Annotated in this window: 22 protein-coding genes; 4 read left to right on the forward strand and 18 right to left on the reverse strand. The window is 39.4% G+C overall.

The genetic code is table 11. From position 1 onward, the window contains the following. Positions 1–183: 183 nt before the first annotated feature. From L2735_RS01555 to L2735_RS01620, 13 genes are all read right to left on the reverse strand, one after another. Entirely contained in the window at positions 184–405 is a 222-nt protein-coding gene (locus L2735_RS01555) for a DUF2897 family protein (protein WP_248983036.1), read from the reverse strand. A gap of 27 nt (positions 406–432) precedes the next feature. Then, on the reverse strand, positions 433–1,170 hold the full coding sequence (kdsB, locus tag L2735_RS01560) for a 3-deoxy-manno-octulosonate cytidylyltransferase (RefSeq protein WP_248983037.1): 738 nt from the start codon (positions 1,168–1,170) through the stop codon (positions 433–435). A 70-nt stretch (positions 1,171–1,240) separates the two neighbouring features. After that, on the reverse strand, positions 1,241–2,311 hold the full coding sequence (gene kdnB / locus L2735_RS01565) for a 3-deoxy-alpha-D-manno-octulosonate 8-oxidase KdnB (protein WP_248983038.1): 1,071 nt from the start codon (positions 2,309–2,311) through the stop codon (positions 1,241–1,243). Positions 2,312–2,384: 73 nt separating this feature from the next. Then, on the reverse strand, positions 2,385–3,569 hold the full coding sequence (gene kdnA, locus L2735_RS01570; protein ID WP_248983039.1) for an 8-amino-3,8-dideoxy-alpha-D-manno-octulosonate transaminase KdnA: 1,185 nt from the start codon (positions 3,567–3,569) through the stop codon (positions 2,385–2,387). A 257-nt stretch (positions 3,570–3,826) separates the two neighbouring features. Further along, entirely contained in the window at positions 3,827–4,456 is a 630-nt protein-coding gene (gene can, locus L2735_RS01575) for a carbonate dehydratase (protein WP_248983040.1), read from the reverse strand. Positions 4,457–4,598: 142 nt separating this feature from the next. Next, the gene (locus L2735_RS01580; protein WP_248983041.1) at positions 4,599–5,414 is read right to left on the reverse strand and encodes an alpha/beta fold hydrolase; all 816 of its coding nucleotides are present in this window, start codon (positions 5,412–5,414) and stop codon (positions 4,599–4,601) included. A gap of 395 nt (positions 5,415–5,809) precedes the next feature. Then, positions 5,810–6,499 (reverse strand): M15 family metallopeptidase, encoded by a 690-nt coding sequence (locus L2735_RS01590; RefSeq protein ID WP_248983042.1) that lies wholly within the window; start codon positions 6,497–6,499, stop codon positions 5,810–5,812. Further along, positions 6,499–7,632: a succinyl-diaminopimelate desuccinylase gene (dapE, locus tag L2735_RS01595; RefSeq protein WP_248983043.1), complete on the reverse strand. Its 1,134-nt coding sequence runs from the start codon at positions 7,630–7,632 to the stop codon at positions 6,499–6,501. The genes L2735_RS01590 and dapE overlap by 1 nt, the downstream gene beginning before the upstream one ends. Continuing rightward, positions 7,632–7,982 (reverse strand): ArsC family reductase, encoded by a 351-nt coding sequence (locus tag L2735_RS01600; protein WP_248983044.1) that lies wholly within the window; start codon positions 7,980–7,982, stop codon positions 7,632–7,634. Before L2735_RS01600 ends, dapE begins: the two co-directional genes overlap by 1 nt. A 123-nt stretch (positions 7,983–8,105) precedes the next feature. Further along, the gene (gene crr / locus L2735_RS01605; RefSeq protein ID WP_248983045.1) at positions 8,106–8,615 is read right to left on the reverse strand and encodes a PTS glucose transporter subunit IIA; all 510 of its coding nucleotides are present in this window, start codon (positions 8,613–8,615) and stop codon (positions 8,106–8,108) included. Between the two features lie 100 nt (positions 8,616–8,715). Then, positions 8,716–10,410: a phosphoenolpyruvate--protein phosphotransferase gene (gene ptsP, locus L2735_RS01610; protein ID WP_248983046.1), complete on the reverse strand. Its 1,695-nt coding sequence runs from the start codon at positions 10,408–10,410 to the stop codon at positions 8,716–8,718. A gap of 11 nt (positions 10,411–10,421) precedes the next feature. Next, entirely contained in the window at positions 10,422–10,679 is a 258-nt protein-coding gene (locus L2735_RS01615) for an HPr family phosphocarrier protein (RefSeq protein ID WP_102526216.1), read from the reverse strand. Between the two features lie 182 nt (positions 10,680–10,861). Continuing rightward, positions 10,862–12,499, reverse strand: coding sequence for a methyl-accepting chemotaxis protein (locus L2735_RS01620; protein WP_248983047.1), 1,638 nt, complete (start codon positions 12,497–12,499; stop codon positions 10,862–10,864). A 294-nt stretch (positions 12,500–12,793) separates the two neighbouring features. Here L2735_RS01620 and L2735_RS01625 point away from each other — a divergent pair, with 294 nt between their 5' ends. The 4 genes from L2735_RS01625 (at position 12,794) to L2735_RS01640 (ending at position 16,840) form a co-directional block, all read left to right on the forward strand. After that, complete coding sequence (locus L2735_RS01625) at positions 12,794–13,492, forward strand: DUF3334 family protein (protein ID WP_248983048.1); 699 nt, start codon at positions 12,794–12,796, stop codon at positions 13,490–13,492. A gap of 89 nt (positions 13,493–13,581) precedes the next feature. Further along, a complete protein-coding gene (locus L2735_RS01630) occupies positions 13,582–14,622 on the forward strand; it encodes a LacI family DNA-binding transcriptional regulator (RefSeq protein WP_248983049.1) in 1,041 nt (346 codons plus the stop codon). Positions 14,623–14,998: 376 nt separating this feature from the next. Further along, positions 14,999–15,856: a transporter gene (locus L2735_RS01635; RefSeq protein ID WP_248983050.1), complete on the forward strand. Its 858-nt coding sequence runs from the start codon at positions 14,999–15,001 to the stop codon at positions 15,854–15,856. A 51-nt stretch (positions 15,857–15,907) separates the two neighbouring features. Further along, complete coding sequence (locus tag L2735_RS01640) at positions 15,908–16,840, forward strand: DUF808 domain-containing protein (protein ID WP_248983051.1); 933 nt, start codon at positions 15,908–15,910, stop codon at positions 16,838–16,840. Between the two features lie 62 nt (positions 16,841–16,902). Here the strand turns inward: L2735_RS01640 and L2735_RS01645 are convergent, their stop codons facing one another. From L2735_RS01645 to L2735_RS01665, 5 genes are all read right to left on the reverse strand, one after another. Further along, complete coding sequence (locus L2735_RS01645) at positions 16,903–18,246, reverse strand: GGDEF domain-containing protein (protein ID WP_248983052.1); 1,344 nt, start codon at positions 18,244–18,246, stop codon at positions 16,903–16,905. Continuing rightward, the gene (locus tag L2735_RS01650) at positions 18,240–19,310 is read right to left on the reverse strand and encodes an ABC transporter substrate-binding protein (RefSeq protein WP_248983053.1); all 1,071 of its coding nucleotides are present in this window, start codon (positions 19,308–19,310) and stop codon (positions 18,240–18,242) included. The genes L2735_RS01645 and L2735_RS01650 overlap by 7 nt, the downstream gene beginning before the upstream one ends. 207 nt (positions 19,311–19,517) lie before the next feature. Beyond that, complete coding sequence (locus tag L2735_RS01655; RefSeq protein ID WP_248983054.1) at positions 19,518–22,043, reverse strand: glycoside hydrolase family 15 protein; 2,526 nt, start codon at positions 22,041–22,043, stop codon at positions 19,518–19,520. Positions 22,044–22,127: 84 nt separating this feature from the next. Further along, entirely contained in the window at positions 22,128–23,711 is a 1,584-nt protein-coding gene (locus L2735_RS01660) for an MFS transporter (protein WP_248983055.1), read from the reverse strand. A 528-nt stretch (positions 23,712–24,239) separates the two neighbouring features. Next, the gene (locus L2735_RS01665; protein ID WP_248983236.1) at positions 24,240–26,258 is read right to left on the reverse strand and encodes a glycoside hydrolase family 97 protein; all 2,019 of its coding nucleotides are present in this window, start codon (positions 26,256–26,258) and stop codon (positions 24,240–24,242) included. Positions 26,259–26,501: the final 243 nt, after the last annotated feature.

The following is a 26,501-nucleotide window of genomic DNA, read 5'->3' on the forward strand; positions in this document are numbered from 1 at the left end:
ACCAACAATATTGCTCAAGATGTGTTTTTAAATAAACGTCGTGAAATGCGTATAAACCAATAAAATAAAACCCCCACTTAAAAAAAGTGGGGGTTTGTCATTAATCTGAAGAGACTCAAATGAGTCTCTTTTTTATAAATGCTATTTACTTCGTTTTGTCTGCTTCGTGTTATTAGCTTCGCTTCAGTGCCTAGTATTATTCTTGTCACTATCAGAAGATGATTCAGTTTTGTCGCTTTCAGTATCAGGACTTTCTATATCAGAGCTTTCATTACTCGGTTTTTTAGGATCACCAAACTGAGGCATTTTAAATTTAGCGCTGTATTTCAGCACAGCTAGATTACTGGCAATAATACCAACAACTAAAATAATAATAATCCATACTTCTAAACCAGATAAATCCATGCCTACCTCAATTGAATTTTAATGAATTTAATCAACAGCTAAGCGTTGCTCGCATTTGCGAACATCTTCTGGTGTATCAACTTCTGGTGAATCAAACGCACTAATTGCTACTTTGATTTTATACCCATATTCTAACGCACGGAGTTGCTCAAGTTTTTCTAGGTTCTCTAGGCGTCCAAGAGGTAACTTGGCAAAAGCATTCACAAATCGACGCGTGTAAGCATAAACACCAATATGTTTGTACACTGGGTAATCGTCAGTGTCACGGCCAAAAGGGATACATGATCGAGAAAAGTACAACGCGTTAAACTCATTATCGAATACAACTTTAACATGCATAGGGTCATGACGTACTTTTTCGTCAACAATTTCAAAACCTAATGTCGCCATTTCAAACTCTCCAGGATGGCGTTTAAATAGGGTGATAATTTGCTCAATAGAAATTGGATCAATAAGAGGTTGATCTCCTTGAAGGTTAATGACTAAATCATCATCAGCTAAGCCCAGTTTGCTAATAGCTTCATTGATTCGATCTGTGCCAGATGCAGCATCAGAACTTGTCATCACAACCTGACCACCAATTGATTCTACGACTTCTTTAATGCGGTCATCATCAGTTGCAACATAAATATTATCGACCCCTTTAGCTAATGATGCCCGTTCAACGACGTGTTGGATCATCGGTTTACCATTGATTGGTGCTAATGGTTTGCCAGGGAATCGGCTAGAACCATATCTAGCTGGAATTAAAAGAGTAACTTTCATCGATAAACCTATTTTTTTAGATGGTAAATAAAGGGCCTAATGAACCCTAGAAATTTGTTTTATGGTTAAATTAAATTCGACGAAATAGCTTAGTCAGCATTTCATCGGTAACTTTTTCTTCCCAGCCTGCGCCATACACATTGTCCCATAATGGTCCCATGCTCTTAGTTACAGCAACCATCTTAGCGATAGTTTCATCTGGTAGGTCTCTACAGATATGTTTTGGTAAATTAATGTTATGGAGTGCCATCATTTTACGGAACTCTTCAACACCCTCAGGGTAAAACTCTTCAAGCACGTTAAACGCTAAACAGTTACCTATCCCGTGGTGATACCCTAATACATAGCCTAAACCATAAGATATAGCGTGACATGCACCTACTTGACTGTATGCGATACTCATACCGCCCATGTAAGATGCCATCATCAGTTTGTCGTCTTTTTCTTCATGATTATTAATGAAGACTTCACGACATAAGTCCATAGACTTTTCAGCATATGCTTTAGCAAATTCGTTTAAGTAAGTCCCTTCTAACGATTCAACACAGTGGATGTAACAATCCATACCAGTGAAGAACCATTGTTCAGTCGGGACACCTGCAATAAGTTCTGAATCCATAATGATTTGATCAAATACGGTGTAATCTGAATTCAAACCAAGTTTACGAACAGGGCCACAAAGTACTGCTGTGCGTGACGCTTCTGCACCAGTACCTGAAATTGTTGGAATGCCAATATGATGTACTGCAGGGTTGTTAATGAGATCCCAGCCTTGGTATTCAGCGCTGCCGCCATTATTAGTCAACATAAGTGAAACCGCTTTGGCTAAGTCGAGTGTTGAGCCGCCACCTAGACCAATAACACTTACAGGAAGTTTAGTATTAAAAGCTTGAACTTGTGCTGTTAGTGCGTCGACTTGTTTCGTTGTGGGTTCTTCTTCAACGTTAACATAGATAATTAAGTCATGTGTTTTAGCAGGTAAACGTCCAGCAAGCGACTTATTTTGATGAACATCATCAACTAAAAATACCACGAAGTCATTGGCTGCTTTACGTTCGGCTGCTAATACTGCATCTAACTGAGCAAATGACCCACGGCCAAAAATCATTTTTGGTACACATTTGAAGTTTTTAAAACTCATCAAGTTTCATCCTTGAGATTTAATTGAGTCATTATCATTAATAACTGAAGAAACTAATACTATTGATTGTAAATTAAGCGAAAGCACGCTTGATATTTTCAATACGCTGCGCTATTTCTGCTTCTGTCCACGACAGTTTGATTAACATTGAGATTGTGCGACTCATGATGGCATCAGACTTCGGTGTTTGAACCTTAGTATAATCAGGGCGTTCTTGAATTAATGTAATGGGTAAAGCAGCAGAAGACTTAAGCTCTTTTATGTGCTTCCAGTTATTCAGGTAATGCCAGTTGTTCACATACCAGTAGAAACACCCATCAACGCCGTTTTCAGCTAACTTCTTGCTAATTTCAACTGTGCGCTCTTCTGTTGGCATCAAGAAAGTTAAGAAACCTGCTGAATCACCTTTAGGATCTGGAATTTCACGGAATGTCACTTCTGGAATATCAGCCATTGCATCTTTAATTAACTTTTTGTTGGTGCGCTGAATATCGATAATCTTGTCTAATTTACGAAGCTGAGCTAGACCCATAGCTGAATTCATTTCAGAAATACGGAAGTTCAAGCCCATGATTGGGTGGCCTTCAGCGCCGCGGTCATTACCGACATGGTCATGGCCATGATCTGAGAACATATGAGCATGGTTGTAAATAGTTTCGTTATTCGTGATGACAGCGCCGCCTTCACCGCAGGTGATGGTTTTAACAGAATCAAACGAGTAACAACCCACGTCACCAATAGTACCTAGTGCTTTACCTTTGTAGCTGCCGCCAATGGCTTGGCATGCATCTTCAAGGATGACTAAATTGTGTTTTTTACATACCGCTAAAATTTCATCCATTTTAGCCATAGAACCACACATATGAACAAGGTTAATTGCTTTTGTGCGAGGAGTAATTGCAGCTTCAATGCCTTCAGGAGATAAACAAAGCGTTTCATCAATCTCAGCGAAAATTGGCACTGCGCCTGCCATGAATACAGCTTCTACTGAGGCAACAAAAGTAAACGGAGGAACGATAACTTCATCACCCGCGCCAATACCTGCAGCAGCCATAGCTGTTTGTAATGCGGCGGTGCCACTAGAAACAAGATGTGCGTGCTTTGCATTCATTTTTTCGCAAAGAAGGGCTTCCATCTCACGAGTCTTCCAGCGATCATTACGCATGTGTTCGAAGTTATAACGAAAGGTAAAACCGTTTTCCATCACATCAGCGACTTCTTGCTTTTCCTCCGGACCAAATAATTCAAAACCTGGCATGGAAATTATCTCCTTTAAAATGCTTTGCGTATGATCTCGCTAAATAAACCCGAAGATTATAACTGGGTTAGGGCTTGAATTGCATTAACTATATGCTGTTCGAGTTTCATAGTATGGAAAATAAAATGCTTTAGATTTATTAAATGGGAATATTCATCAAAGCCCAATATATTCAAAGAACTAATACTTTTTCATAGTAGACAAATACAACAAAGCCCACGTTTCAGTGGGCTTTGTTGTTTAAAAACTCAAGATGATTAATTAGATAAATTTTCAGAGTTATTCTTAGCGTGTTCACTGAAAACAGTCACATCTAAGTCTGTTAATAAACCATTGTTAATCCCGTAAATCCAACCGTGAATAGCGAGTTCTTGACCACGATCCCAAGCATCTTGAACAATTGATGTACTGGTGACATTAGCAACTTGTTCCATCACGTTAAGCTCACATAGTCGATTAAAGCGTTGCTCTTCATCAAGTTCATCTAGATCGGCACGATGTAAACGATAAATATCTTTAAGGTGGCCTAACCAATTATCAATGAGACCAAAGCGATCGTTACTCATTGAGGCTTTAACGCCGCCACAACCATAATGACCAACAACCATGATGTGCTTAACTTTAAGTACTTCAACAGCGTATTGAATCACTGATAGGCAGTTGAGATCGGTATGGATCACCATGTTGGCAATATTACGGTGAACAAAAACTTCACCAGGCATCAAATCAATAATCTGATTTGATGGTACGCGGCTATCTGAACAACCAATCCATAAGTATTCTGGATGTTGTTGCTCTGCAAGTTGCTGGAAGAAATCAGGGTCTTCTTGATTTATACGTTCAGCCCAGCGGCGATTGTTATCAAAAAGAGGCTTAAGTAATTTCATTTAATGTTATAGACCCAAATAAAAGTGAAGTATGTAGAGTTTGTTTTAATCAGCCATTTAGCAGATTTTCATCATTTTCAAGAGTATATCAGCAATTTTGATTATGCTGGTCTATCCATTTGAATTAACTTTTCGAAGCATTTCAAGCGTCGTTAAGAAAACTTAATAAGAGTTGATTCACTTTTGCTGTTTGCTCAATATTAGCAAAATGTCCTGCTTCAGCAATTTGAATTAGTTTACTACCTGTAATGCAGTCTTGCATTAAATAGGCTTCTAACATTGTTCTTAGTTGGTTTTGTTCACCAATAAGAATTAAACAAGGCAAGGTGAACTGCTCAACAAGCTCTAAAGTATCGCGTTTATAAAAAGCTAACGGACTGAATAACGCGAGCTGTTCTATTTGTTGTTTTGATAATTGTGTTAGTTTTTGTGTAAAGGCCGTTTTAGCGTCTGATTGACTATTGGGTGTAAAGAATTTATCGGCGACGGTTTCAGCGAGCTCTTCATTACATTCATTTTGCTGGTTGGCTTGATCAATCCAAGCTTGGTATTTGGCACAATTCACTTGTGGTTCAAATCCAATAAAACCATTTGCCATAACTAACTTGGCAACTAGTGTTGGTTTAGCGAGTACCATTTCAGCGGCGATAGCACTGCCTGTACCATTACCTATGACTGTACATTGGCTGATGTCTAATGAGGCGAGTAGGGCTAAGCAATGCTCTGCAATGGTCACCAGCGACGTGGTACCTGCTGGCATAGGATCAGATTGACCATGTGCCCATAAATCGATTGCGATACAGCGATAATGTTCACTTAGGGCATCGATTTGGGGCTGCCACATAGTGTTATCAGCAAGAAAACCATGAATAAACAGTAAGACAGGACCTTGGCCAACATCAGTAAAGCTAAGGTTTTGACTATTGATGTTGAAGCTGTGAGATTTTAATGGCGTCATGGAGTTCTCTAAAACGTAAAACGGTGATTAATGTTATTAGGGCGTGTTGAACTTTGCTGGTTAAACTTTGTTCGAGATAAAAGTGTTTTAATTGAGGCGGATGGATTGATGCCTAGTCATCTAAGCACTTCTTTTTAAAAAGATGCATCCAACAAAGAGTAAAACACTTTTAGTCGAACCCTTTGGGCAGCGTTTGTTGGCGATTTTTACTGCGTTATCGACTTTTTATGTAGAATAACTACACCACAAAGTCTCTGCCTTGTATAAATGGCTAATAATTCGCTGCAAAAACAACCTTGAAAGATCAACACGCCCTAACATAGGTTAATTTACAAGTAAGCGTTGTATCTTAATTATCGATAATTCTATTTCACTAATAAAATAATACCAGCGATTTACTTTGGGATATCGGCGACATAAAACACATACTGTTCGACTAATTCATCGAGCTTTTTAAGCAGGGCTGATTGTAAAGTGATTTCAGATTGAGACAAGAGTTGTCTTAAGGAATTTGGTTGATATTGTGATAAAAGCTTTGATGACTCAGGGTAATAACTTAAATGCCATGGCTCTGGGCTCACCCCAGATTGATTTGGCTGATATGGTAAGTAAAAACCAAACTGCTGTGCATGTGCTGTTAGCCAATTGGCTAAATTGGTACAGGGCCCTTCATTTTCATATTCATCGCTAATTAATTGCAAGTCAGCTTTACTAATCTGCTTAGCGTCAAAAACATCGATATCGGTGCCCCAATGGTGCCGTGATGCACCTGGTAAAGCAGACCAGCATAAAATAGCGTCTACCAATTCATTATCAGTTAAAGATGATGGATTTAATGGCTGATTTCGAATATCGAGTAAAGGGCGCTTACCTTGAGCTTTTCCGTTCCAAATGGCCATTTGACGTTCGAAACTGCGATAAGCAGAACATATTTGGATATCAATGCCATCAGCTAATGCTTTTTGTTGCATTGATTTAAAGGCTAATGATGTTGCTTCAGTCAGCAGGAAATTGCCAAACGAAACTAAATGAGCATCATCCAGTCCATACAGGACTGGATGTTCTAGTGCTGGCTGTGGTGCCATTACTCGCAAAGTAGTTTTTCCAAAATAGATTCATAGCACAGGGCTAAAATTTCTAAGTCAGATACTTTAACGCACTCATTAATTTTATGAATGGTGGCATTTACCGGTCCAAGTTCAATCACTTGGGCGCCAGTTGGCGCGATAAAACGACCATCAGATGTGCCACCTGAGGTTTGTGGATCAGTTTCATAGCCAGTAACGTCAAGTATTGCGGCTTTAGTGGCCTCTAATAATGGACCGTCACCTGTTAAAAAAGGTAAGCCATTAAACACCCAATTGATGTCGTAATCTAAACCATGAGCATCTAGGATATTAAGCACGCGCTTAATCAATTCCTCTGCGGTGACTTCAGTTGAGTATCTGAAGTTAAACATGACTTGTAAATCACCAGGTATAACGTTGGATGCGCCGGTACCGCCATTAATGTTGGCTATTTGAAAACTGGTTGGCGGAAAAAACTCATTACCATTATCCCAATGCATTTGAGCAAGCTCAGCCAGTGCAGGTGATGCTTTGTGGATTGGGTTATCAGCAAGGTGAGGGTAAGCCACATGACCTTGTATACCTTTAACGGTTAAATTGCCCGTTAAACTGCCGCGGCGACCATTTTTTACCACGTCTCCGAGTTTATGGGTTGATGAAGGCTCGCCAACTAATGACCAAGTAATTTTCTCATTACGTGCTTCGAGAGTATCAATAACACGAGTAGTGCCATTGATAAACGGGCCTTCTTCATCACTGGTAATTAAAAAAGCAATTGAACCTTTATGATCAGGATGCTTGGCAACAAATCGCTCAGTAGCAACAACCATGGCAGCTAAAGAGCCTTTCATGTCCGCCGCGCCGCGACCATGAATATAATCGTCAATGACAGTTGGCTCAAAAGGTGGGGTATGCCATTTACTTAAGTCACCTGTTGGTACAACGTCGGTATGACCAGCAAAACAAAATACTGGGCTTTCATTGCCACGTCTAGCCCACATGTTAGTGGTATCATCGAAGACCATGGATTCAATATTAAACCCTGCAGCAGCAAGTCTATCGCCCATGAGCTCCTGACAGCCTTCATCTAATGGCGTGACCGACGGGCGAGACAGTAAATCTTTGGCCAGTTCTAATACTTCTTGAGTCATTATTTAAACCACGCTTGGTAGTCTGCAGCTTTAAAGCCAAGTAGAATTTGCTCATTTTGAATCAACACTGGACGTTTAATTAACGTTGGAAACTCCACCATTAACTGCAGCGCTTTTTCTTTAGTGATATCCGCTTTTTGCTCATCAGTTAAATTTCTGAAACTGGTACTACGTTTGTTAAACAACAATTCCCAATCAGTTAGTTCAAACCATTGATTAATGATGTCAGCGTTAATGCCTTGCTCACGAAAGTCATGGAAGGTGAAAGCTTGGTCTTCTGCTTCTAACCATTTACGTGCTTTACGAACGGTATCGCAGTTTTTAATGCCGTATATAACGCTATTACTCATTGTGTGAATATATCCTTGAATCTTGTTGTAGCGCTTAGCTGCTCAATTTAATAATGATTTGTTGCTATTTAAGCAGCTGCGCAATGTCAATTTGTAGAGTTTATTTCGATTTTGTTTCTTTAGTTAAAGCTCAACGGTAAAGATGACATCTTTACCCGCCGTGACTTGGCCTTCAGCTTTAACGAGATATTGCACGTCTTCCATATTGGCAAGTACAACTGGGGTCAAAAGGCTTTCAACTTGATCAGTTAAATACTCCAAATCAAATTCCAAAATAGGATCGCCTACTTTTACTTGTTGTCCTTCTTCTGCCAATCGTTTAAAACCATTTCCGCGCAGCTCAACTGTGCCTACGCCAAAATGAACAAATAGTTCTAGACCTTGAGGGGACTCGATACTAAAAGCATGATTGGTTTCAAATATTTTACCTATGGTGCCATCAATCGGTGCTAAAATAAGCTTACCGGTCGGGTTAATGGCTAATCCATCGCCGACGATCTTTTCAGCAAAGACGACATCAGGTACTTGTTCTATTTCTACTAGGTCGCCTGAAACAGGTGCAAAAATTTGAATACCACCGGTTAAGGTAGGTTGCCCTGAAATAAGTCGGCGTATACGGCTTAAAAATCCCATGAGATATAGCCTCTTTTTATAATGTTTTTATGGTTTTATTCTAGTGTTGTCTGATTTTTTTATAAACAATAAATATTGAAAAATACTAAATAAAGTCAAATTAACTGAATAACTCGTTTAATTGTTCTATGTGGCTAAAGCCTAATGCCTGTTGTGCTTGGGTGTAAAAATGCTGATATTGGCCATTACAGATAGTCGCTTTAACATCTAATAAGCTGGCGGTATTGACACTTAACTCGTCAATACCTAGACCGACTAATAAGCTAATTAGTTTCGTATCACTGGCTAATTCACCGCATAAACACACTTTGATTTGATGGATTTTACAGGTGTCCACTGCCATTTTAATAAATCGAATCATGGCCGGTGATACAGGTGGGTAGTCCTTTACTAGCTCAGGATTTCCACGGTCTGCAGCCAAGGTATACTGAGTTAAATCGTTACTGCCGATACTGACAAAATCTAGCTTTGGTAATAAGTGCGGCAAGTTAAGTACGGCAGCTGGTGTTTCTACCATTATGCCGATATTGAGTTCGCCGAATCCTTTTTCTTCTTCAATAAGTTGTTGCTTGCAGGATTCTATTAACTCAAATGCTTGCTCAAGTTCTTCAACTTGATTCACCATAGGAAATAAAAGTCTTATCCGGCCATGATTAGCTGCTCTAAGAACAGCTTTAATTTGAGTGGTAAATAAAGATTGATGCTGAAGGCTATAGCGTATGCCGCGCACGCCTAAAGCGGGGTTATCTTCGTATTGCTGGCTTAAACAGGGGATTTCTTTATCAGCACCAATATCAAAGGTACGTATAGTCAGCACTTTGCCGTTTAAACTATGAAGTGCATCGCAATATTGCTGATATTGCTGTTTTTCATCAGGCACCGAATCCACTTGCATTAATAAAAATTCAGTTCTGAATAAGCCAATGCCAGCTGCGCCGCTATGCTCAATTTGAGTGACATCATTTAAGCTGCTGACATTGGCCAGTAGACATACTGGGTGGCCATCGCGGGTAACACTGGGCTTATCAACATATTGCAGTAAAGCAGCACGTCGCTGTGTTTCTTGCTCTGACTTTTGCTTTAACTGCAGTGTTGTTTCAGGAGATGGCTTGATGTGCAGTTCACCACTGATGGCGTCTAAAATCAGCGGGCTGCCATCAGTGATGTCGTGGGTATTAAATTGGCAACTTAATAAAGCAGGGATCCCTGCAGCTTTTGCCAAAATGGCTGTATGACTGGTCAAACCACCAGTTTGAAGCACGATTCCTTTAATTTTATTTAACGGAATGGTGGCAAACTCAGCAGGGGTAATATCTTCAGCTAGTAAAATACTGTTGTCGGTGAGTTTAGATACATCCCACTGCAAGGTACCATTGACCGCAGACATCAAACGTTTGCCTAGGCAAAGTACGTCATTGCTGCGATTTGCCATATATGGATCATCTAGCTGAGCCAACTCTTCAGCATGTTGAGCAAATATTCGTTCAACAGAAACAACTGCAGAAAATCTAAATCGGGTAATGTAATTTTTGAGTTGCTCAGCTAAATCGTCATCTTCTAACAGCATGATATCAGCATCGATTAAATGAAAATGCTCGCTGTCCGGTTCAATTTTAGCTTGGCAATGCTTTAGGTGAGAACTTAAGAAGCCAATGGCTTTAGTGGCTTTTTCACACTCTTTAGCAATATTGGCGACAGGTAATAAACGATAATCGACAGTTTGATTGTGAAGATTAATATGAACGGCTTGGCCAAAAGCAATTCCGGGGGAAACAACAATACCTGTTACTGCCATAAACGTTCCTGTTAACTGAGAGTGATAAGTAATTCAGAGACAGTCTCTACTGCTTTTTCAGCCTGTTCTCCATCAGCAAATACCTTAACAGATTGGCCTTGATATAACCCTAATGTTTGCAATTTAAACAAACTCTTGGCACTTGCTTGTTTACCATTACATTCGACTATGACGTCACAGTCAAAGTTTTTTGCAGCTTTGACCAATAATGCAGCTGGTCGGGTGTGAATTCCGTGGGGAGCGATAATAGTGACGGTTTTTTCGTACATCTAAACTAACTCTTTTAAAAATTATAGGCAGAATAATACCGTAAACCTTAGCGGGCTTACAGTCGATATATAGCATTAACTTGGTTTTGAAATTAAATATGATTCATCTAACAAATAAGAGGCGCGAGTCATTAATTCGCGCCTCTAATTTGTAAAGGTGATTTCGCTGCTTGTCAGGTTAATTAATCTGTTTTGAACTGGCTTAAGCTTTCGGTGACATTTTGACTAATGGTTTGCAGTGATTGAGCCGCATCTGAGTTAGTTTCATTGGTTCTTACAGCGATTTCGGTTAATTCAGAAATAGTCGTGATATTACGGTTTATTTCTTCAGTCACTTGCGACTGTTCTTCAGTCGCGCTAGCAAGTTGGGTGTTCATGTCACTGATATTAGCAATAACAGCAAGTATTTCTGTCATAGCTTCTTGTGATTGAATCGCTTTAGATTGTAATTGAATTGATTGCTCTTGGGTTTCAGTATTACTCTTAATTACCAGCTCAACGCCATCATGAATGTTGGTGATAATTTTATTGATTTCGTTCGTTGATGCTTGCGTGCGAGTTGCTAGGGCTCTGACTTCATCAGCAACAACCGCAAAACCACGGCCATATTCACCTGCGCGGGCAGCTTCAATTGCAGCGTTTAAAGCGAGTAGGTTGGTTTGATCTGCAATTCCACCAATGGTATCTAAAATAGTACTGATTTCTACAGATGATTTGCCTAAATCATGGGTTACATTCTCGGCATTTTTAAGCTCAGTAACCAGTAAGTCGGTTTCGTGTACTGTTTCTTGCATAAATGCATGGGATTGTTGTGCTTGCACCTTAACGTTATTAGCGCCATCAGCAGCTTGATAAGTGTTTTGGGCCATGTCATTGGTAGTCGCCAGCATTTGATTGACTGCTGTAGCAACACTTTGTGTTTCACTATGGATAAGCTCAGCGCTTTGATTTGACTCTTCTACTGCAACAAGTAAATGCTGCGCGTCCATATCAAGTTCTTTACCAAGTGGCTTTAACTCTGACACTACAGCGGCAATTTTTATGACGAAATCATTGAATGCATCAGCCATTTTGGCGACTTCATCTTTACCACTGTTGTCTAAACGTTTAGATAAATCGCCTTCACCTTTAGCAATATCTTCCATTGCTGCAATAGCTGCATTGATAGGAGAGGTGATAGACACATTCAGTAGTAAGAAAAAGCCAAAAATAGGGATAGAAATAAGCATCATAATAATTAAATAATTAATGACCACGCTACCCATGCTGTCTATCACATCACTCGAACTTCCATGAGCAATAATAGTCCAGCCCCATTCTGGATAGAATTCTGCGCCAGATAAAATTGTTTCAATACCAGAAGTAGAAGGAAGGTTAGCTTGATACTCAAACTGACTTTTTGTCATTCTCCTCGCGTTGTTAACGAGGTCAATAAGTGGTTTAGATCCGTCTGATGCAATGTAGCTATCAAAAGAGCGGCCTTCGAGCATACTGTTTTCAGGAAAGCTAATAATGACATTATCAGCATCGACGACGATGTAGGATTCATTGTTACCATAACGCAGGTCAGAAATTAACGATAAAGCGTATTGTTTAAAGTTAGTTTCATCAACTTGATTATTGTTTTGTCTAGTAAGCGAATTGAGTAAAGACGTTGCAGTAGAAACTTGCGCTTCAATTTGGACTATTTTTTGATTGAGAAGGTTATTGTATTGTTCATTGATTGAAAAACTGGCGAAACATACCGTACCTATAGCCGCCAAAGCTAACATAATGATAAGTCGTTTCAAAATGGTTAACTGTCTGAGGAAGGCGATCATAAGTACCCTTAAAAAATGAATTGCTACAATGTATTGCGTAAATATAGACAGTTTTTATCCTATAAAGAACTTGTAAATATAAGAAGTGTGATCCACTGATATTTTTTTACAAAAAGATACATTTTGAACTTAGGGTTAAGTGCTGTTGCTAGGGAGGTAAAGCGATGTTTTTCAAGATGTTAACGCTTGGGTTGTTACGGGTTTTATTTATTTTTGATAATGAGTTGTTTTGCCTTTGATTTATTATGCGATAAGCCTCAGAATGATGGAAAATAAAACTAGGTAAACATTGTTATGGATTCAGTTCAAATTGTTACAACGGATGACATCTTACTTAAGCTGTGTCATTCAGTTTCTCATGTTCTTTCAAGTACTAGTGACAGCCAAGTGACTCATGCTGGGATGGTACAAAATATCACGCGTACCTGTTTAAAGCCTGACCTAGGCTGTTTTTCGATTTTTGACGGTGGTTTCTCTGGTTTAGTTGTCATCAATTTTTCAAAAGAAGCTGCCATTGAGATATACCGTAGATATATGATTAACATGGGAATGCCAGAGTCAGAACTTGCTTTCTCACACACCTCAGATGATGTGGGAAATGTCATGGGTGAATTGATGAATCAAATTTTAGGCGATTTCATCAAAACTATATCAAAAGAATTACAAACGTCGATCAGCCAAAGTCAGCCTAAAATGTTAACCATCAATAAAGAGTTAACTATATCGATTGACACTAATTTAGATGAAGCAGTATCAAGACGAGTGTCATTTAAAACTGCTGATAATCATATTTTCTATCTTGAATTTGCTATGGATAAAACTGAGTTTATTAAACTCAAAGAGTTTGAATTAGATGAAGAATTTGACCCAGATTCATTGATCGAAGCACACGGAAATAGTAACAACACCCAAGGTAAATCAGTTGCGAAAAAAGATGCACCTGTTGTGGTAGCAGATGATGCCGATGATTTATTGAATGAATTAGGCTTATAAATTAAATTAAAACGGTGATTATTAAGATTATTTTAGGTATAAACTGGGTGTGAGTACCTAAAATAACTATAAAAAGGCCTGATGCTAATATGACATCTAAAGCTACCTCCATTGATATCGCCTATCGCGCTGGCGTTTCTCAATCAACTGTTTCTCGTGCTTTGAGAAATAGTCCTTTGGTTAATCTCGAAACTCGTCAACGAATTCAAGCTATTGCAAAAGAACTCAATTATAAAGTTGATAAGAATGCCAGTAACTTACGCACTCAAAATAGCCATACTTTGGCATTATTAATCTGTGAAGATCCCACCAACGATGAATCGTTAATTAATCCATTTTTCCTTTCAATGCTTGGCTCTATTACTCGTGCTACAGCCCAACAAGGCTACGACTTGTTAGTGTCTTTTCAGCAACTATCCAGTGATTGGCATGCCGATTACGAAGACAGCAATAAGGCAGATGGCATTATTTTATTGGGCTATGGCGACTACGTAGATTATGAGCACAAGCTGCAAAAGTTATTAGAACAAAATACTCATTTCATTATCTGGGGGGCTGAGCATAACAACAAAGAAGTGTTATCTATCGGCTGTGATAATCATCAAGGCGGAGTTATCGCGACTGAACATATGATTTTATTAGGGTTAACTAAAATAGCCTTCTTAGGTGACGCCTCTGAGCACAGCCCTGAGTTTCGTGACCGCTACTTAGGTCATGCTGAGGTACTTAAAAAAGTCGGGATTAAATTGAATAAAAAATGTCAATTTGACGCGATTAGTACTGAAAGCTCTGGTTTTGATGCTGCGATGAAATTATTAGATAGCGGCCATGAATTTGACTCGATTTTCGCCGCCAGTGATTTAATTGCAATTGGCGCCATCCGTGCACTTAAAAAACGTGGCGTGAGGGTACCAGAAGACATCGCAGTAGTGGGATATGATGATATTCCAGTTGCAAGTTTTGCTAATCCTTCATTAACAACGGTTAAGCAAAATACTAAGCTAGCTGGGGAAATTTTAGTAGAGAGTCTATTAAAACTGATCCGAGGCAAAGAAGTGGGCCCACAACTTATTCCAACGAATATGGTTGTCCGTCATTCATGTGGTGGTAATACTGAAACGGAAGATTAGCCAATTAACAGCGAACCCCGAGGTTGATTACTCAGTAAGAGCTAGCCATTTTGATGATGTGATGAATAAAATTGATCGACACTAACATTTGGCCTCGTGCAAGGCGTTAGCACAAGTGGGTAAACGAGTACTGACGCAAATACTGATATTTAAACTATTGCGCCGTTATTGTTTGAATATGATAACGGCAACATGATTGAGAGCAGCTTTGAATGTTGTTGAAACTTATTTTTAAGACTTAAACTATAAAGTACTCAAATAACTAAGCGCCATTAAGGATAATGAGTTTATTAAAAGTATGGACTATTTGAGAATTATATCGAAATTTCAGCCGCTACTGTCACGAAACTCAGTGATATTATGTTGTTTCATTAGCGTGTTTTCCATTCAGGTTAAATCGCAAGATCTTGAACCCCGAAGCTATACCAACATCCCTATTGATATGCAATTTATGGCTGTTGGCTATTTACATTCTGAAGGTGCGTTATCACCTTCGCCATCAGTCCCTTTAAAAGATGCTCACCTGAAACTAGACGCTGCTGTATTAGGTTATGCTCATTCTTTTGCTATCGCTGGCAGTTCTTCTAAATTAGATATGTCGATGGCCAGGATTTGTATGAAAGGCTCTGCAGATTACCAAAATGAAGTTGTAGAAGCGGATCGTTGTGGCTATGGCGACCCGAATATAAGGCTGACATGGAACTTCTACGGTGCTCGCGCTCTTGAGCGCAAAGATTTTGCTCAATATGAAGAAGGGTTAGTGATCGGTACTAGTTTACAATTAAGTTTACCCGTAGGGACTTATGACAAAAATAAACTCATTAATGCTGGAGCCAACCAATGGGTTTTTAGACCTGGTATCGGTATGTCATATACCGCAGGTGATTGGCAATACAGTGCGATGACATCTATTAGGCTCTATAGTGATAACGATGAATTTTATAATCAAACCGAACTTGAGAAGCAGGCTCAATACACATTTCAAGGGCATATTATTTATAGTATTGGTCGTGGGCATTGGTTATCGTTAAGCGGTAATTACTTTGTTGGAGGCGAAACCACTAAAAACGGTGTCGATGCTGATGATTCACAAGATAATTCTCGCTTTGGTCTAACTTATTCTTTGGCTTTTAATCAGCATCACAGCATAAAGCTTAATGTCAGCACGGGAGTGATTACCCGTATCGGAAATGATTTCGATACATTCGGGCTAGTTTGGCAATATGCTTTTTAACTGACCCCTTTTAATTAGTGGAATCAATAAAGAGAAATACAAGGACGAAATATGGCAGGTGCAAGCTTATTAATGTTATTGGATGACATTGCTGCGATTTTAGATGATGTAGCTGCAATGAGTAAAATCGCAGCCAGAAAAACGGCTGGGGTGTTAGGTGATGACTTAGCCTTAAATGCTCAGCAAGTGTCAGGTGTGGCTTCTGAGCGTGAATTACCAGTAGTTTGGGCGGTGGCTAAAGGCTCATTCTTCAATAAATTAATTTTAGTCCCTGCAGCTTTATTGATTAGTGCTTTTATTCCTTGGGCGATTACACCATTGCTGATGTTTGGTGGTTTGTTTTTGTGTTTTGAAGGTTTTGAAAAAGTTCATCATTCCTACGTGCATCGAAAAGATAAACAAGCCGAAATAACAGAGAAACAAGTTATCGAAAAATCGGCACAAGACATTGCTGATTTTGAAAAAAAGAAAGTAAAAGGGGCAATTAGAACTGATTTTGTGTTGTCAGCTGAAATTATCGCAATTAGTTTAGGCGTCGTTGCCGAAAGTAGTTTACTGAGTCAGTTTTTAACCTTGAGTGTTATAGCCATCATTATGACGTTAGGGGTTTATGGTTTAGTTGCTGGTATCGTTAAAATTGATGATTTGGGACTTTATCTTACTCAACGTAAAGGTGAGGGACACATAGTTGCCCTATGGCATAAAATGGGGTTCTGGTTATTGGCTTCAGCTCCATACTTAATGAAAGGACTCACCATAGTTGGCACCATCGCCATGTTTATGGTCGGTGGTGGCATATTAACCCATGGCATTCATGCCATTGGCTCGCAGATTGCGTTGATAGCGTCACTTATGAGTGAACTTGCTTACGTTGGCGGTTTTTTAGCAGCGATTACACCGAGTATATTAAATGCCGTATTTGGTATAGTTGCAGGTGCTTTGGCAGTCATTGTGATGAACATGATTGCTATCATTAAAGGCTGATAATACTATTCTTTAGTGATTAATATTGGAATCAAACTCTGTAGCTTGTTCAAATAGTTGCATTAACCACTCATTGTTCTGTTTGATAAGTGATTTTGGGCAAGTACTTCTTGTCCATCAAAGCATGCAGATCCTTCTAACTCTTTAGCTTTATACATAAATTCGTCCGCTTGCTTAATTAACCTATTTCTCGATTTTGCTTGGAAAGGGTAGTAACTCACTCCCATACTTGTGGATATATTAATTGTGCTTCCATTAAATTCAATAGGTTGACTGATCGTATCTAAGATTAATTGTGCTTTTTGCGAAATTTGGTCTAAGTTATCCGTCAGACCTAAACATACCACAAACTCATCTCCACCCAAGCGACCGACAATATCGGTTTTACGAATACATTGTTGTAATCGTAATGCCACTTTTTTAAGTACTGTGTCACCAGCGTCATGACCTATGGTGTCGTTGATGATTTTAAAATTATCAACGTCGATAAAGAATAGCGCAACTTTACTTTGACTCAATTTTGCATTAGCAATAATTAAGTCTAGCGATTGCTCTAGGGCTCTACGGTTCATAATTCCGGTTAAATGGTCTTTTTCAGATAGGGTTTGGAGTTGCTGTTTTTGTTTTTTAAGTTCGCTAGTTTGACGGTTTACTTCATCTTCTAGCTCTTGTTTTGACATCATACTAGCATCAAGTTTACTGGTCATATCATTAAAAAAAGATGCTAAAAGACCAAACTCGATATCTAAATTATTTGCATCAATTTTATGTGATAAGTCACCTTTTGATAGCGTTTCAATTCCTTTTTTTATTCGATTAGATCCTATTTTAAAGCGTTGATAAATTGAGAAGTTTATCGCAAGTACAAATGTACCTGTGAGGATAAGGCCTAGGGCAGAGTAAAGCATAACTGAAGTGATAGCACGTTCATTGCTATCTAATGTATTTTTATTTAAATAGGCGACTTCTTCAGACATATTTTCAATCAAAATAATATAGCGATTTTGTAATAAGTTTCTTGCTTGAGTTACCTGATTATCAGACAGTCCAACAGTTTGAGAGGACAGTTTCAGTTCTTGATTTAATAAAGATGACATATCATTGGTGAGTTTTTTTAGATTAAACACCCGTTGATTATAAAAGCTTTGTTTTTCGAGCTTATTGGTCAGCGATTGATGAGATTGTGTTACTTGAGCAAAACTGGCTTTATCTTGCCTTTGAGAAAAAAGCCAAAACTGGCTTCGAAGATCATCAATATTTTTTTGCAGCGCTGAAAAGTACTGCAATGCATCAGTTTTTTTATGTTGGGCTAAATGTATCTGGAAAAATGAATAGCTAAGCAATAAGGTGAAAATAAAGCTGACACATAGCAAGGTGATGAGTTTTCCGTTTATAGAATTTACCATGACAACTCCATAGCCGACTTGGCTTCTTCAAATGGCTCGCTGAAGATGACCTCTCGAAAGTTTGGTTCTTTTCCTTGGACTAAACCTTGCTGCTTTGCCCAGTGTGACTGCATTTGAAGGCTTGAAAGTAGTGTGCTGCTTATACTTAACCTAAAAATATAGTCATCCCATGACCACTTGATTTGGTTTAAAGGGACGTTGAGGTGTTTTGCAACAATATTCATTGCAGCGTCGGGGTTTTCGTTAATCCAATTAATTGATTGCTCTAGAACTACTATGATTTTATTTACTTGCCTGTCTTCCAATGTATTGATTTGCGATAGGCGGGATCTCTTCGAAATTAAATTAAAGTGAAGTTGATATATTCCTTGTATTCCTAAATTAGTCATAGGGGCATTAGATAACATATTCACTTGATAACCATAGGGCTCCCAGATAGAAATCGCATCTACATGTTTATTTATCAAAGCATCAACAAGCTCTTTTGGTGTTAAATACACCTTCTCGATATTAGCGGTATCCAAACCTTGTGCTATTTGCAAAGTATCAAAATAATATTCACTAGAACTACCCTTAACAATCCCTACTTTATGTTGTGTATTGCCAAGGTGATTTAATTCGCTGTTATTGATTGACTTGTTATCAAAGGAAAGGTGTTTGTTTAACGTCAATAACTTTAAATCATTAGTTGATTGAACAAAACTTGCGAGTAGAGCAATATCATGAGTTTGATAACTCTTAAACATCACTACTGATTCGGATGCTGTTGCGAAGTCTACTTGATCATCAATCAATGCTTCACTGCAGGCAACGCCTCCAAAACAATCAACTAGTTCTACATTTAGTGATGCTTGCTCAAATAATGATAAATGTTTTGCTACGATAAAAGGAGATGTTAGTGGGGTTTGAGATACTCCAATTTTTATTGTTGGTTTATCAATTGGCTCTGGGTTACTTGCTGAGAAAAACAATAGCAATAAAGACGTTGTTATGCAGATGGCAAAAATAATTGCTAGCTTAATCGAGCCTGTATTTTTTAAAACAGAAAGATATTTGCTTTTCAAAGTCCGATCCTTAGACAAATTATTATCTGTAGTTAATACTAGATTAAGTACAAGAAAATGCAGGGTTATTTACTGACATTTAGTGAATTGATGATATTTGAATCACTTTTTAAATACAAGGAAATTAAAAGGCCACAATTAAGTGGCCTTTTGATGGAATTGAGCCCTGAAGTCATGGTTAATGACAGTTGAACTGTTCGACCGTGATTACTTTTTTAGTTTCTCTGCAACGACAGGGTAGAAGTCCCAAACCGCTTTGTCTGTCATTGAGCGAACTAATTTCACGTATTCGGCATGGGTCCAAGCCAGTGGTGTTGCTGAGTTTGTACCTTGACCCATAGCGTAGTTATAGCGAGTTGGATTGCCAACTCCGTCCCATGCTTGTTCTGGAAGCATCATGCCTTCATTAGCAAAAGTTTCCATCCCTTGAACATAAGTATTAATCAATTGCTGGTGTACTTCAGGGGTTAGTGTGTCGGTAGATTTTGCTAAAGCAAGTTCATAATGACCACGTTCACCGGTAAAGAAAGGCCACACTCGACCACGTTGATCAGCTGTATTGCCTTTTTCCGCGTAGCTCAAACCCGTTGTAATATCTTCACCGTAACCATCGTTACCATAGCGTCTGAAGCCTGGGATTTTACTGCCATCTTTAGCGGTAAATTCATACTTAACCCGTAAATTATCCTCAAGACTGGTGTCATCGATTAACATTACGCTGTTTTGAATAACGCTATCGTTCGCTACTTTTACACCATAACGAACTAATTCTAAAAAGCCGCCGTCTAAAATAGTACGTTGGTCTAAACCTGGCTTACCGTTGTTATCAAGTAATTTATCATTGTTATTAGGGTTCCCATTTGGGCTAATACGCACGTAATAAGGTTTGTTGTCTTTTGCTAATTCGCCGTTATTCGTGACCATGGTACTTTCAAGGCTGGCTTCAAGTTTCTTAGCAATCGCTAAGTACTCCTCGCCTTGACCATCTTTAGCGAGTTTAGCTAAATCACTTGCTGCGATAAGACCTGCAATCACAGCTGCTGTGGTAGAAGGCGAGAAGCCAGCTTGTTCTTCCCAGCGCTCTTGTTGAGTGCTCGGCGGAGTGATTTCTGTGTCATTCCAATCCAGTTTTACTTTACCGCCAGTGACTAGGAAGTCAGCTGCTGGTTTGAGCATTTCTTGATACCACTGGGTGATTTCAGCATCTGTTAATACGTTAGCTTGCCATAACTTCCAACCCAGCATGATTGGCATTGCAGTTTGATCGAGTTGTACGCCAACCCATTCAATTTCGCCATCAACATGGGTTTTTTGTAAGAACCAACCTGGAGTGCCTACATACTCAGGAGTTTGTTGGCTCACTTGTACTTTTTTCAAATATTCAAAGGCAACTTTAGGTGTTTCAGTATCGCCTAAGGCTAGAAATGCCATTGCACATTGATAGAAATCTCTTGGCCACACTGCTTTATAGCCAGTACTACCGACTTTAGCAGAAACTGAATCACCCCAAGGGTTTGATAAAGAGGCGATTAACGCGCCAGCATGAGTTTTATCTTCTTGAGCTTTTAATACTAATGCGCTGGTATAGAGGAGTTGACCTTCATCGGTCGTATTTACACTCATACCATTGATAGCAGGTAATGAAGCTAAATAGTCTTTCCAGCCAATATGTTTATCATCACCTAAATAAGCACTTAATACTTTGTCATAACCTGCATCCAGTGTAGCATCGGCGTTTGCTAAACTGCTTTGTTTATCAGCGCCAAAGCCAATCACAACATTCATCTCAAGTGTGTTTTCGCCTTGGGCTTTGTTTAGAGTGGAATATTGAGCGGTTAACGCAACATTACCAACAGATGTGTTATCAGTGCTGGTGGTTTGATAAAGGTTATTCAATTTTCCATTATCTTTTAAATCAACCAGGCCACCTGATGTGCCAACAAAACCAGCGCTTGCTTGAGTGAAAGCAACATCAGATTTTATTGTCATCACGGATGAATCAGCTTTATCGGTGTAAGCCAGCAAAGCTTGACCTTCAATAGTGGCAATGTCATTAGCGCCGCTATTATCGACATGTGGATTTGCATATAAATGAGGAGTTACGTCGTCAGCAAATGCAGTGAAAACAACTTTCATCATCATGCTGTCACGGTTTGGATCAGTAAAAAAGTGTTTCTCAATTTGATATTGACCGTTTTTAGCTTTGTTAATCACTTTATAAGCTAATGATAAAGGTCGGCCTTGCTCATCTTGATGTAGATACTCGATGGTACTGATGGTGTCTTCTTTCTCTGTATCAACAAAACCTTCACCAGTAACAATAAACTGCATTTCTTTAAGTTGAGCGTTATGGATCATGCCGTACATGGTTTCAGTAAGAATGCCTTGGGCAAGAGAGAACCATACTTTACTCACAGGGTTATCAACGCTGCTTTGATATTGACCGTCTACATAAGGTTCGTACGATGTACCTATGCCAGTTTTGCCTGAAAATGCCCATGTTGGGTCAATACCTGGCGCGCCTGGTGCTGATTGGACATCAGATGTAGAAATAACAGCTGTTGAAGAAGCGGCAGTTGGCGCTTTTTCTGAAGAGTTACTCGCATTCTGTTCACTATCGTTTTGAGAGCATGCCGATAATGCCAATATTGATGCACTAATTAACGCCACATTCACAGCTTGCGCTAAAGGTGTTTTTTTATGTGTCGTGGCATTGTTTAACAAGGTTTTCATCACTGATTTTCCCCAATTTGAATTCTATTTTTATAATATTTCTGGCTAGGTAAGTTGTCTCACTAGCCAGTTTGTTGAATATATTTAAACGTCGCTTTTTGGCTGGTCGACAAATAACACGGCAACACCAGCAATAATCATGAACACGCCACCGGTAATAAGTGCAAATATAGGTTCGCCATCAAACAAAGTTTTCAAAATAACACCCAATACACTGGCAGCTAAAAGTTGAGGGATGACGATAAAGAAGTTAAAAATCCCCATAAATACGCCCATTTTTTTAGGCGGTAAAATGCCTGATAACATAGCGTAAGGGACTGACAAAATTGATGCCCAAGCGATACCAACACCAATCATAGGTATCCACAACAAGGCTGGATCAGTAATGAAGAAAAAGCTGATGAGTCCAAATCCACCTAAAGACAAGTTAATGGTATGAGCAAAGCGAATGCCCACAGCTTTGGCTAAGAAGGGGATTGCGATAGCGGCAAGAGCGGCAAAGCCGTTATAAGAAGCAAACAGCATTCCAACCCAATCAGCGCCATCATTGTATGCTTTTGTCAGTACATCTGAAGTGCCGTAATGATATGACGTCACAGCTGATGTGGTATAAATCCACATGGCAAATAAAGCAAACCATGAGAAAAACTGCACTATGGCCAGTTGGTGCATGGCTTTTGGCATATGAAATAAATCATCGACAACATTGAATACCATTCCTAACGCTTCGCGCTCTGCAATGTCAGTTGATTTAACTTTCTTAAGTGCTGAAGAGCAGTACCACTGCAAAGGACCAAAGGTGAAAATACCTATGGTTAAAATATAAAGTTGTTTGTCTAAATCAAAACCGAATACTAGACCTGTCGATACCGCGCCTACGGCCATCCATAACATGGCTGCAAACTGATACTGTTGTGGTGTTCGCGTGCGAATTTCTTCCGAAGTTTCTGTCCCTGAGTCTGCTTCGTCATGGGCTTGAAATGCACTGATTTCTTCTGGCGAATATTCTTTAGAAGTAATGATTGTCCAACCAACTGCAAGAAATAACACTGCGCCGCCAAAATAAAAGGCATATCGAACTGAGTCAGCAATTTGACCTTCAGGTGCGGTATTAGCAACATCAAAGTAGTTTGTTAATAAGTAAGGTAGGGCGGAAGCAACCACTGCGCCGATACCGATAAAGAAGCTTTGCATTGCATAGCCTTGGGTTCGCTGTGATTTTGGCAGGTTATCACCGACAAATGCACGAAATGGCTCCATTGCAATGTTAATCGATGCATCCATTATCCACAGCATACCTGCGGCAACCCAAAGAACAGGAGAGTGCGGCATGATAAACAATGCAAGTGTGGTACAGATTGCACCAATAAGAAAATAAGGGCGACGACGTCCTAAGCCGTTCCAGGTGTTATCACTTAAGTAACCTATGATAGGTTGAACGATAAGACCGGTTAAAGGAGCGGCAATCCATAGAATAGGGATTTCATCAATTTCAGCCCCTAAGGTTTGAAAAATACGACTGACATTAGCGTTTTGAAGTGCAAAACCAAATTGGATCCCCAAAAAACCAAAGCACATATTAAAAATTTGCCAGAAGCTGAGTTCTGGTTGCTGACGGCGTTTGACCTGACTTAGATCCTGAGATTGGTGAATATTTTCGGCAGACATGTATCTTCCTTTATCTTCCATTATAAATGGCTCGTTCAGCATCATGGCTGAATTCTTATTTTACTAGTGGCTAGCGCTAGGTACTTAATACGTCCGATAAAACGATAGTTAAAAAAATGGCGAATACTCATCTCCCTAAGACGGGTATTCGCCAAAGAGCTCGTATTGTTATCTTCGGTTGATAAGAAGTTAACAAAGGTACTCAAAACCTGACACAATCCGATGAAGGTGATGCGCCAGTAACGACCTAGCCCATTCCATCCCCACAAGCAGAGGAAGAAATTTAGCAGGTTTTATATTAGCCTTGAGGCGGATTTTGGCACAACTAATTACATACGTATTCATCATTTATGCACAACGAAAGGTGATCATATTTGTAACAGGGGTGCAGCGAGTTTAGATTCTAGATTTTAATTTAAGATGTAGAATAACGCACTGTAAATGAAGAAAAACCTGAAGGCAATGAAGACATTGCACATCAGGCTTTTAGGGGGAGAACTGAGTTTTGAATCTAGGACTTACTTGTTACTATATTGCTTTAAATCTTATAGCAGTACCACCACTGGTGGCTAATGACATCACAAGTGAGTCTTTTGCCGTGACGGTTTTAGTTTCAATGACATAGTCATATGGATTAGTTTTCCAATTGGCCTTTTCACCATCACGATAAATTTGGGCCTGGTATTGTTTATTAGGGCTTAAAAAGTCTAATTTAATGTCAATTTTACGGGCATTTTCGTCGGTTAGCGCCCCTAGATACCAATCTTCTGAAGCTCTATCCTTACGTGCAAATGCAACATAATCACCAATCTCGCCAGCAACCGCTATGCTTTGGCTCCAATCAGTCGGAACATCTTGAATGAACTGAAATGCATCTAGTCTTTCAACATAGTTTCTTGGTAAGTCCGCAGCCATTTGTATTGGGCTATATAACACAACGTACAAGGCTAATTGTTTTGTAAGGGTCGTTTGTACACGATTAACAGCGTCTAAGCCTTTTGGAGCGAGATCAAAAATACCTGGAGTAAAGTCCATAGGGCCAGATAGCATTCGGGTATAAGGCAAGATAGCGGTATGTTCTGGATTATTAGGCGGTGTGCCCCAAGCATTAAACTCTTGCCCGCGGGCTCCTTCTCTTGCTATCCAGTTAGGGTAGGTACGGCGAAGGCCTGTATCTTTTACTGGTTCGTGAGTATTAATGCTAATTCCACGTTTTGCAGCTTCTTTAATGCTGTGCAAATACTCATTCACCATGAACTGACCGTCGTGCCACTCGTGACGGGTAATGCCATTTTCATCCACACGTTTTATATCACCGCCATCAGCAACATAACCTGTTTTGATTTGTGTCACGCCATGAGCTTGGTATAAATCATAGGCATCACTCATTTGGTTGCGGTAATTAGTCACTGAACCTGATGTTTCATGATGACCGATTAAACGAACATTTTTACTGGCGCCATGCTGACTTACTGCGTCAATATCAAAATCATCATATGATTGGGTAAAACTAAAAACGTCGCCATTATGAAACCAACTGCCATCCCAACCTAAATTCCAGCCTTCAACGAGCACGCCATCAAAACCATACTGAGCCGCAAAGTCCATATATCGTTTAGTTTCGCTGGTGGTCGCGCCATGCTTTTCTCCAGAGCCCCATGTGTTCTCATTTAAATGCATGCCCCACCAAATACCAACATATTTTCCTGGTTCAACCCAAGACACATCACCAAGCTTGTTGGGCTCATTTAAATTGAGTATTAAATCTGAATTAAGTAATCCTGTGGCTTTTTCAGCAATTTGAATGGTTCGCCAAGGTGTTTTAAAACCGGGTTGGGTTTTGACTAATGTACCATCTGACCATGGGGTTAAATCAGCTTTAAGTGTGCCGTCTCGTCGTTGGTCGAGCACCATAGCGGCATAGTCTGTCAGGGCTGCTTCATGAATACTGAGATGGAGCCCAGAAGCTAATTTATAAGTAAATGGTGTGTGGGCACGATCGACTTTAATAACGCTAGTGGTGTTATATAAATACTCGTAGCGATTCCAGCCACGACCTGGTATCCACCATGCGGTGGCATTGTGGGCATCAGGGACAGAAAATTCGGTTAATTCATTGGTGATATTGAGCGAATCCGTTGAAGTTAGTGCAGCTTGTTTCGGCACGATATACCTAAAGCCAATACCATCATTGAACGCTTTAAATTCCAGAGTAAATTGATACTGACCGTTCGAAAAGGTGGTACTGAGTTTGTTGTGGTTATCTTCAATCCATTCGCGTTCGCCCCAAGGTTGTTGCCAGCGAGACGAATTTAAGGAGCTTGAGCTATCAGTAATATCAAATCCACTGCCAAACTCACCAAGTGATTCAAATACTAAGCCAAGTCTTGAGCTGAGTACGGCATCTTTACCATTAAAAGTGACCTTATATTCAGGTCTGTCGTTGTCATCAGTGATTGAAATAGAAATATTGTCGTCAGGAGAATTCACTGAGACGGTTTTAGCAACCACACTGTGACTAGCCATTAATGTTAAAGCAACAATCATAGGTAACGTAGCTAACTTATTGGCTGGTATAGTCTGAGAATTCGTTCTGGCTGATGCAATCCTTGTTGAAAACGACATCTATTACTCCATTTTTATAATTATTTATATCTCCTCATACTAAAACTGTTCATATTTTGGCTGCAATTTCCTGCATACGTATTCAACCTTTAAAACGTATATTATTCATATATGAATATTAAACACTGATAACTATTTTTTATTTTTTGAAAATAAAATTTGGGC

It is taken from the genome of Shewanella olleyana, from assembly GCF_023283825.1.
Lineage (GTDB): Bacteria > Pseudomonadota > Gammaproteobacteria > Enterobacterales > Shewanellaceae > Shewanella > Shewanella olleyana.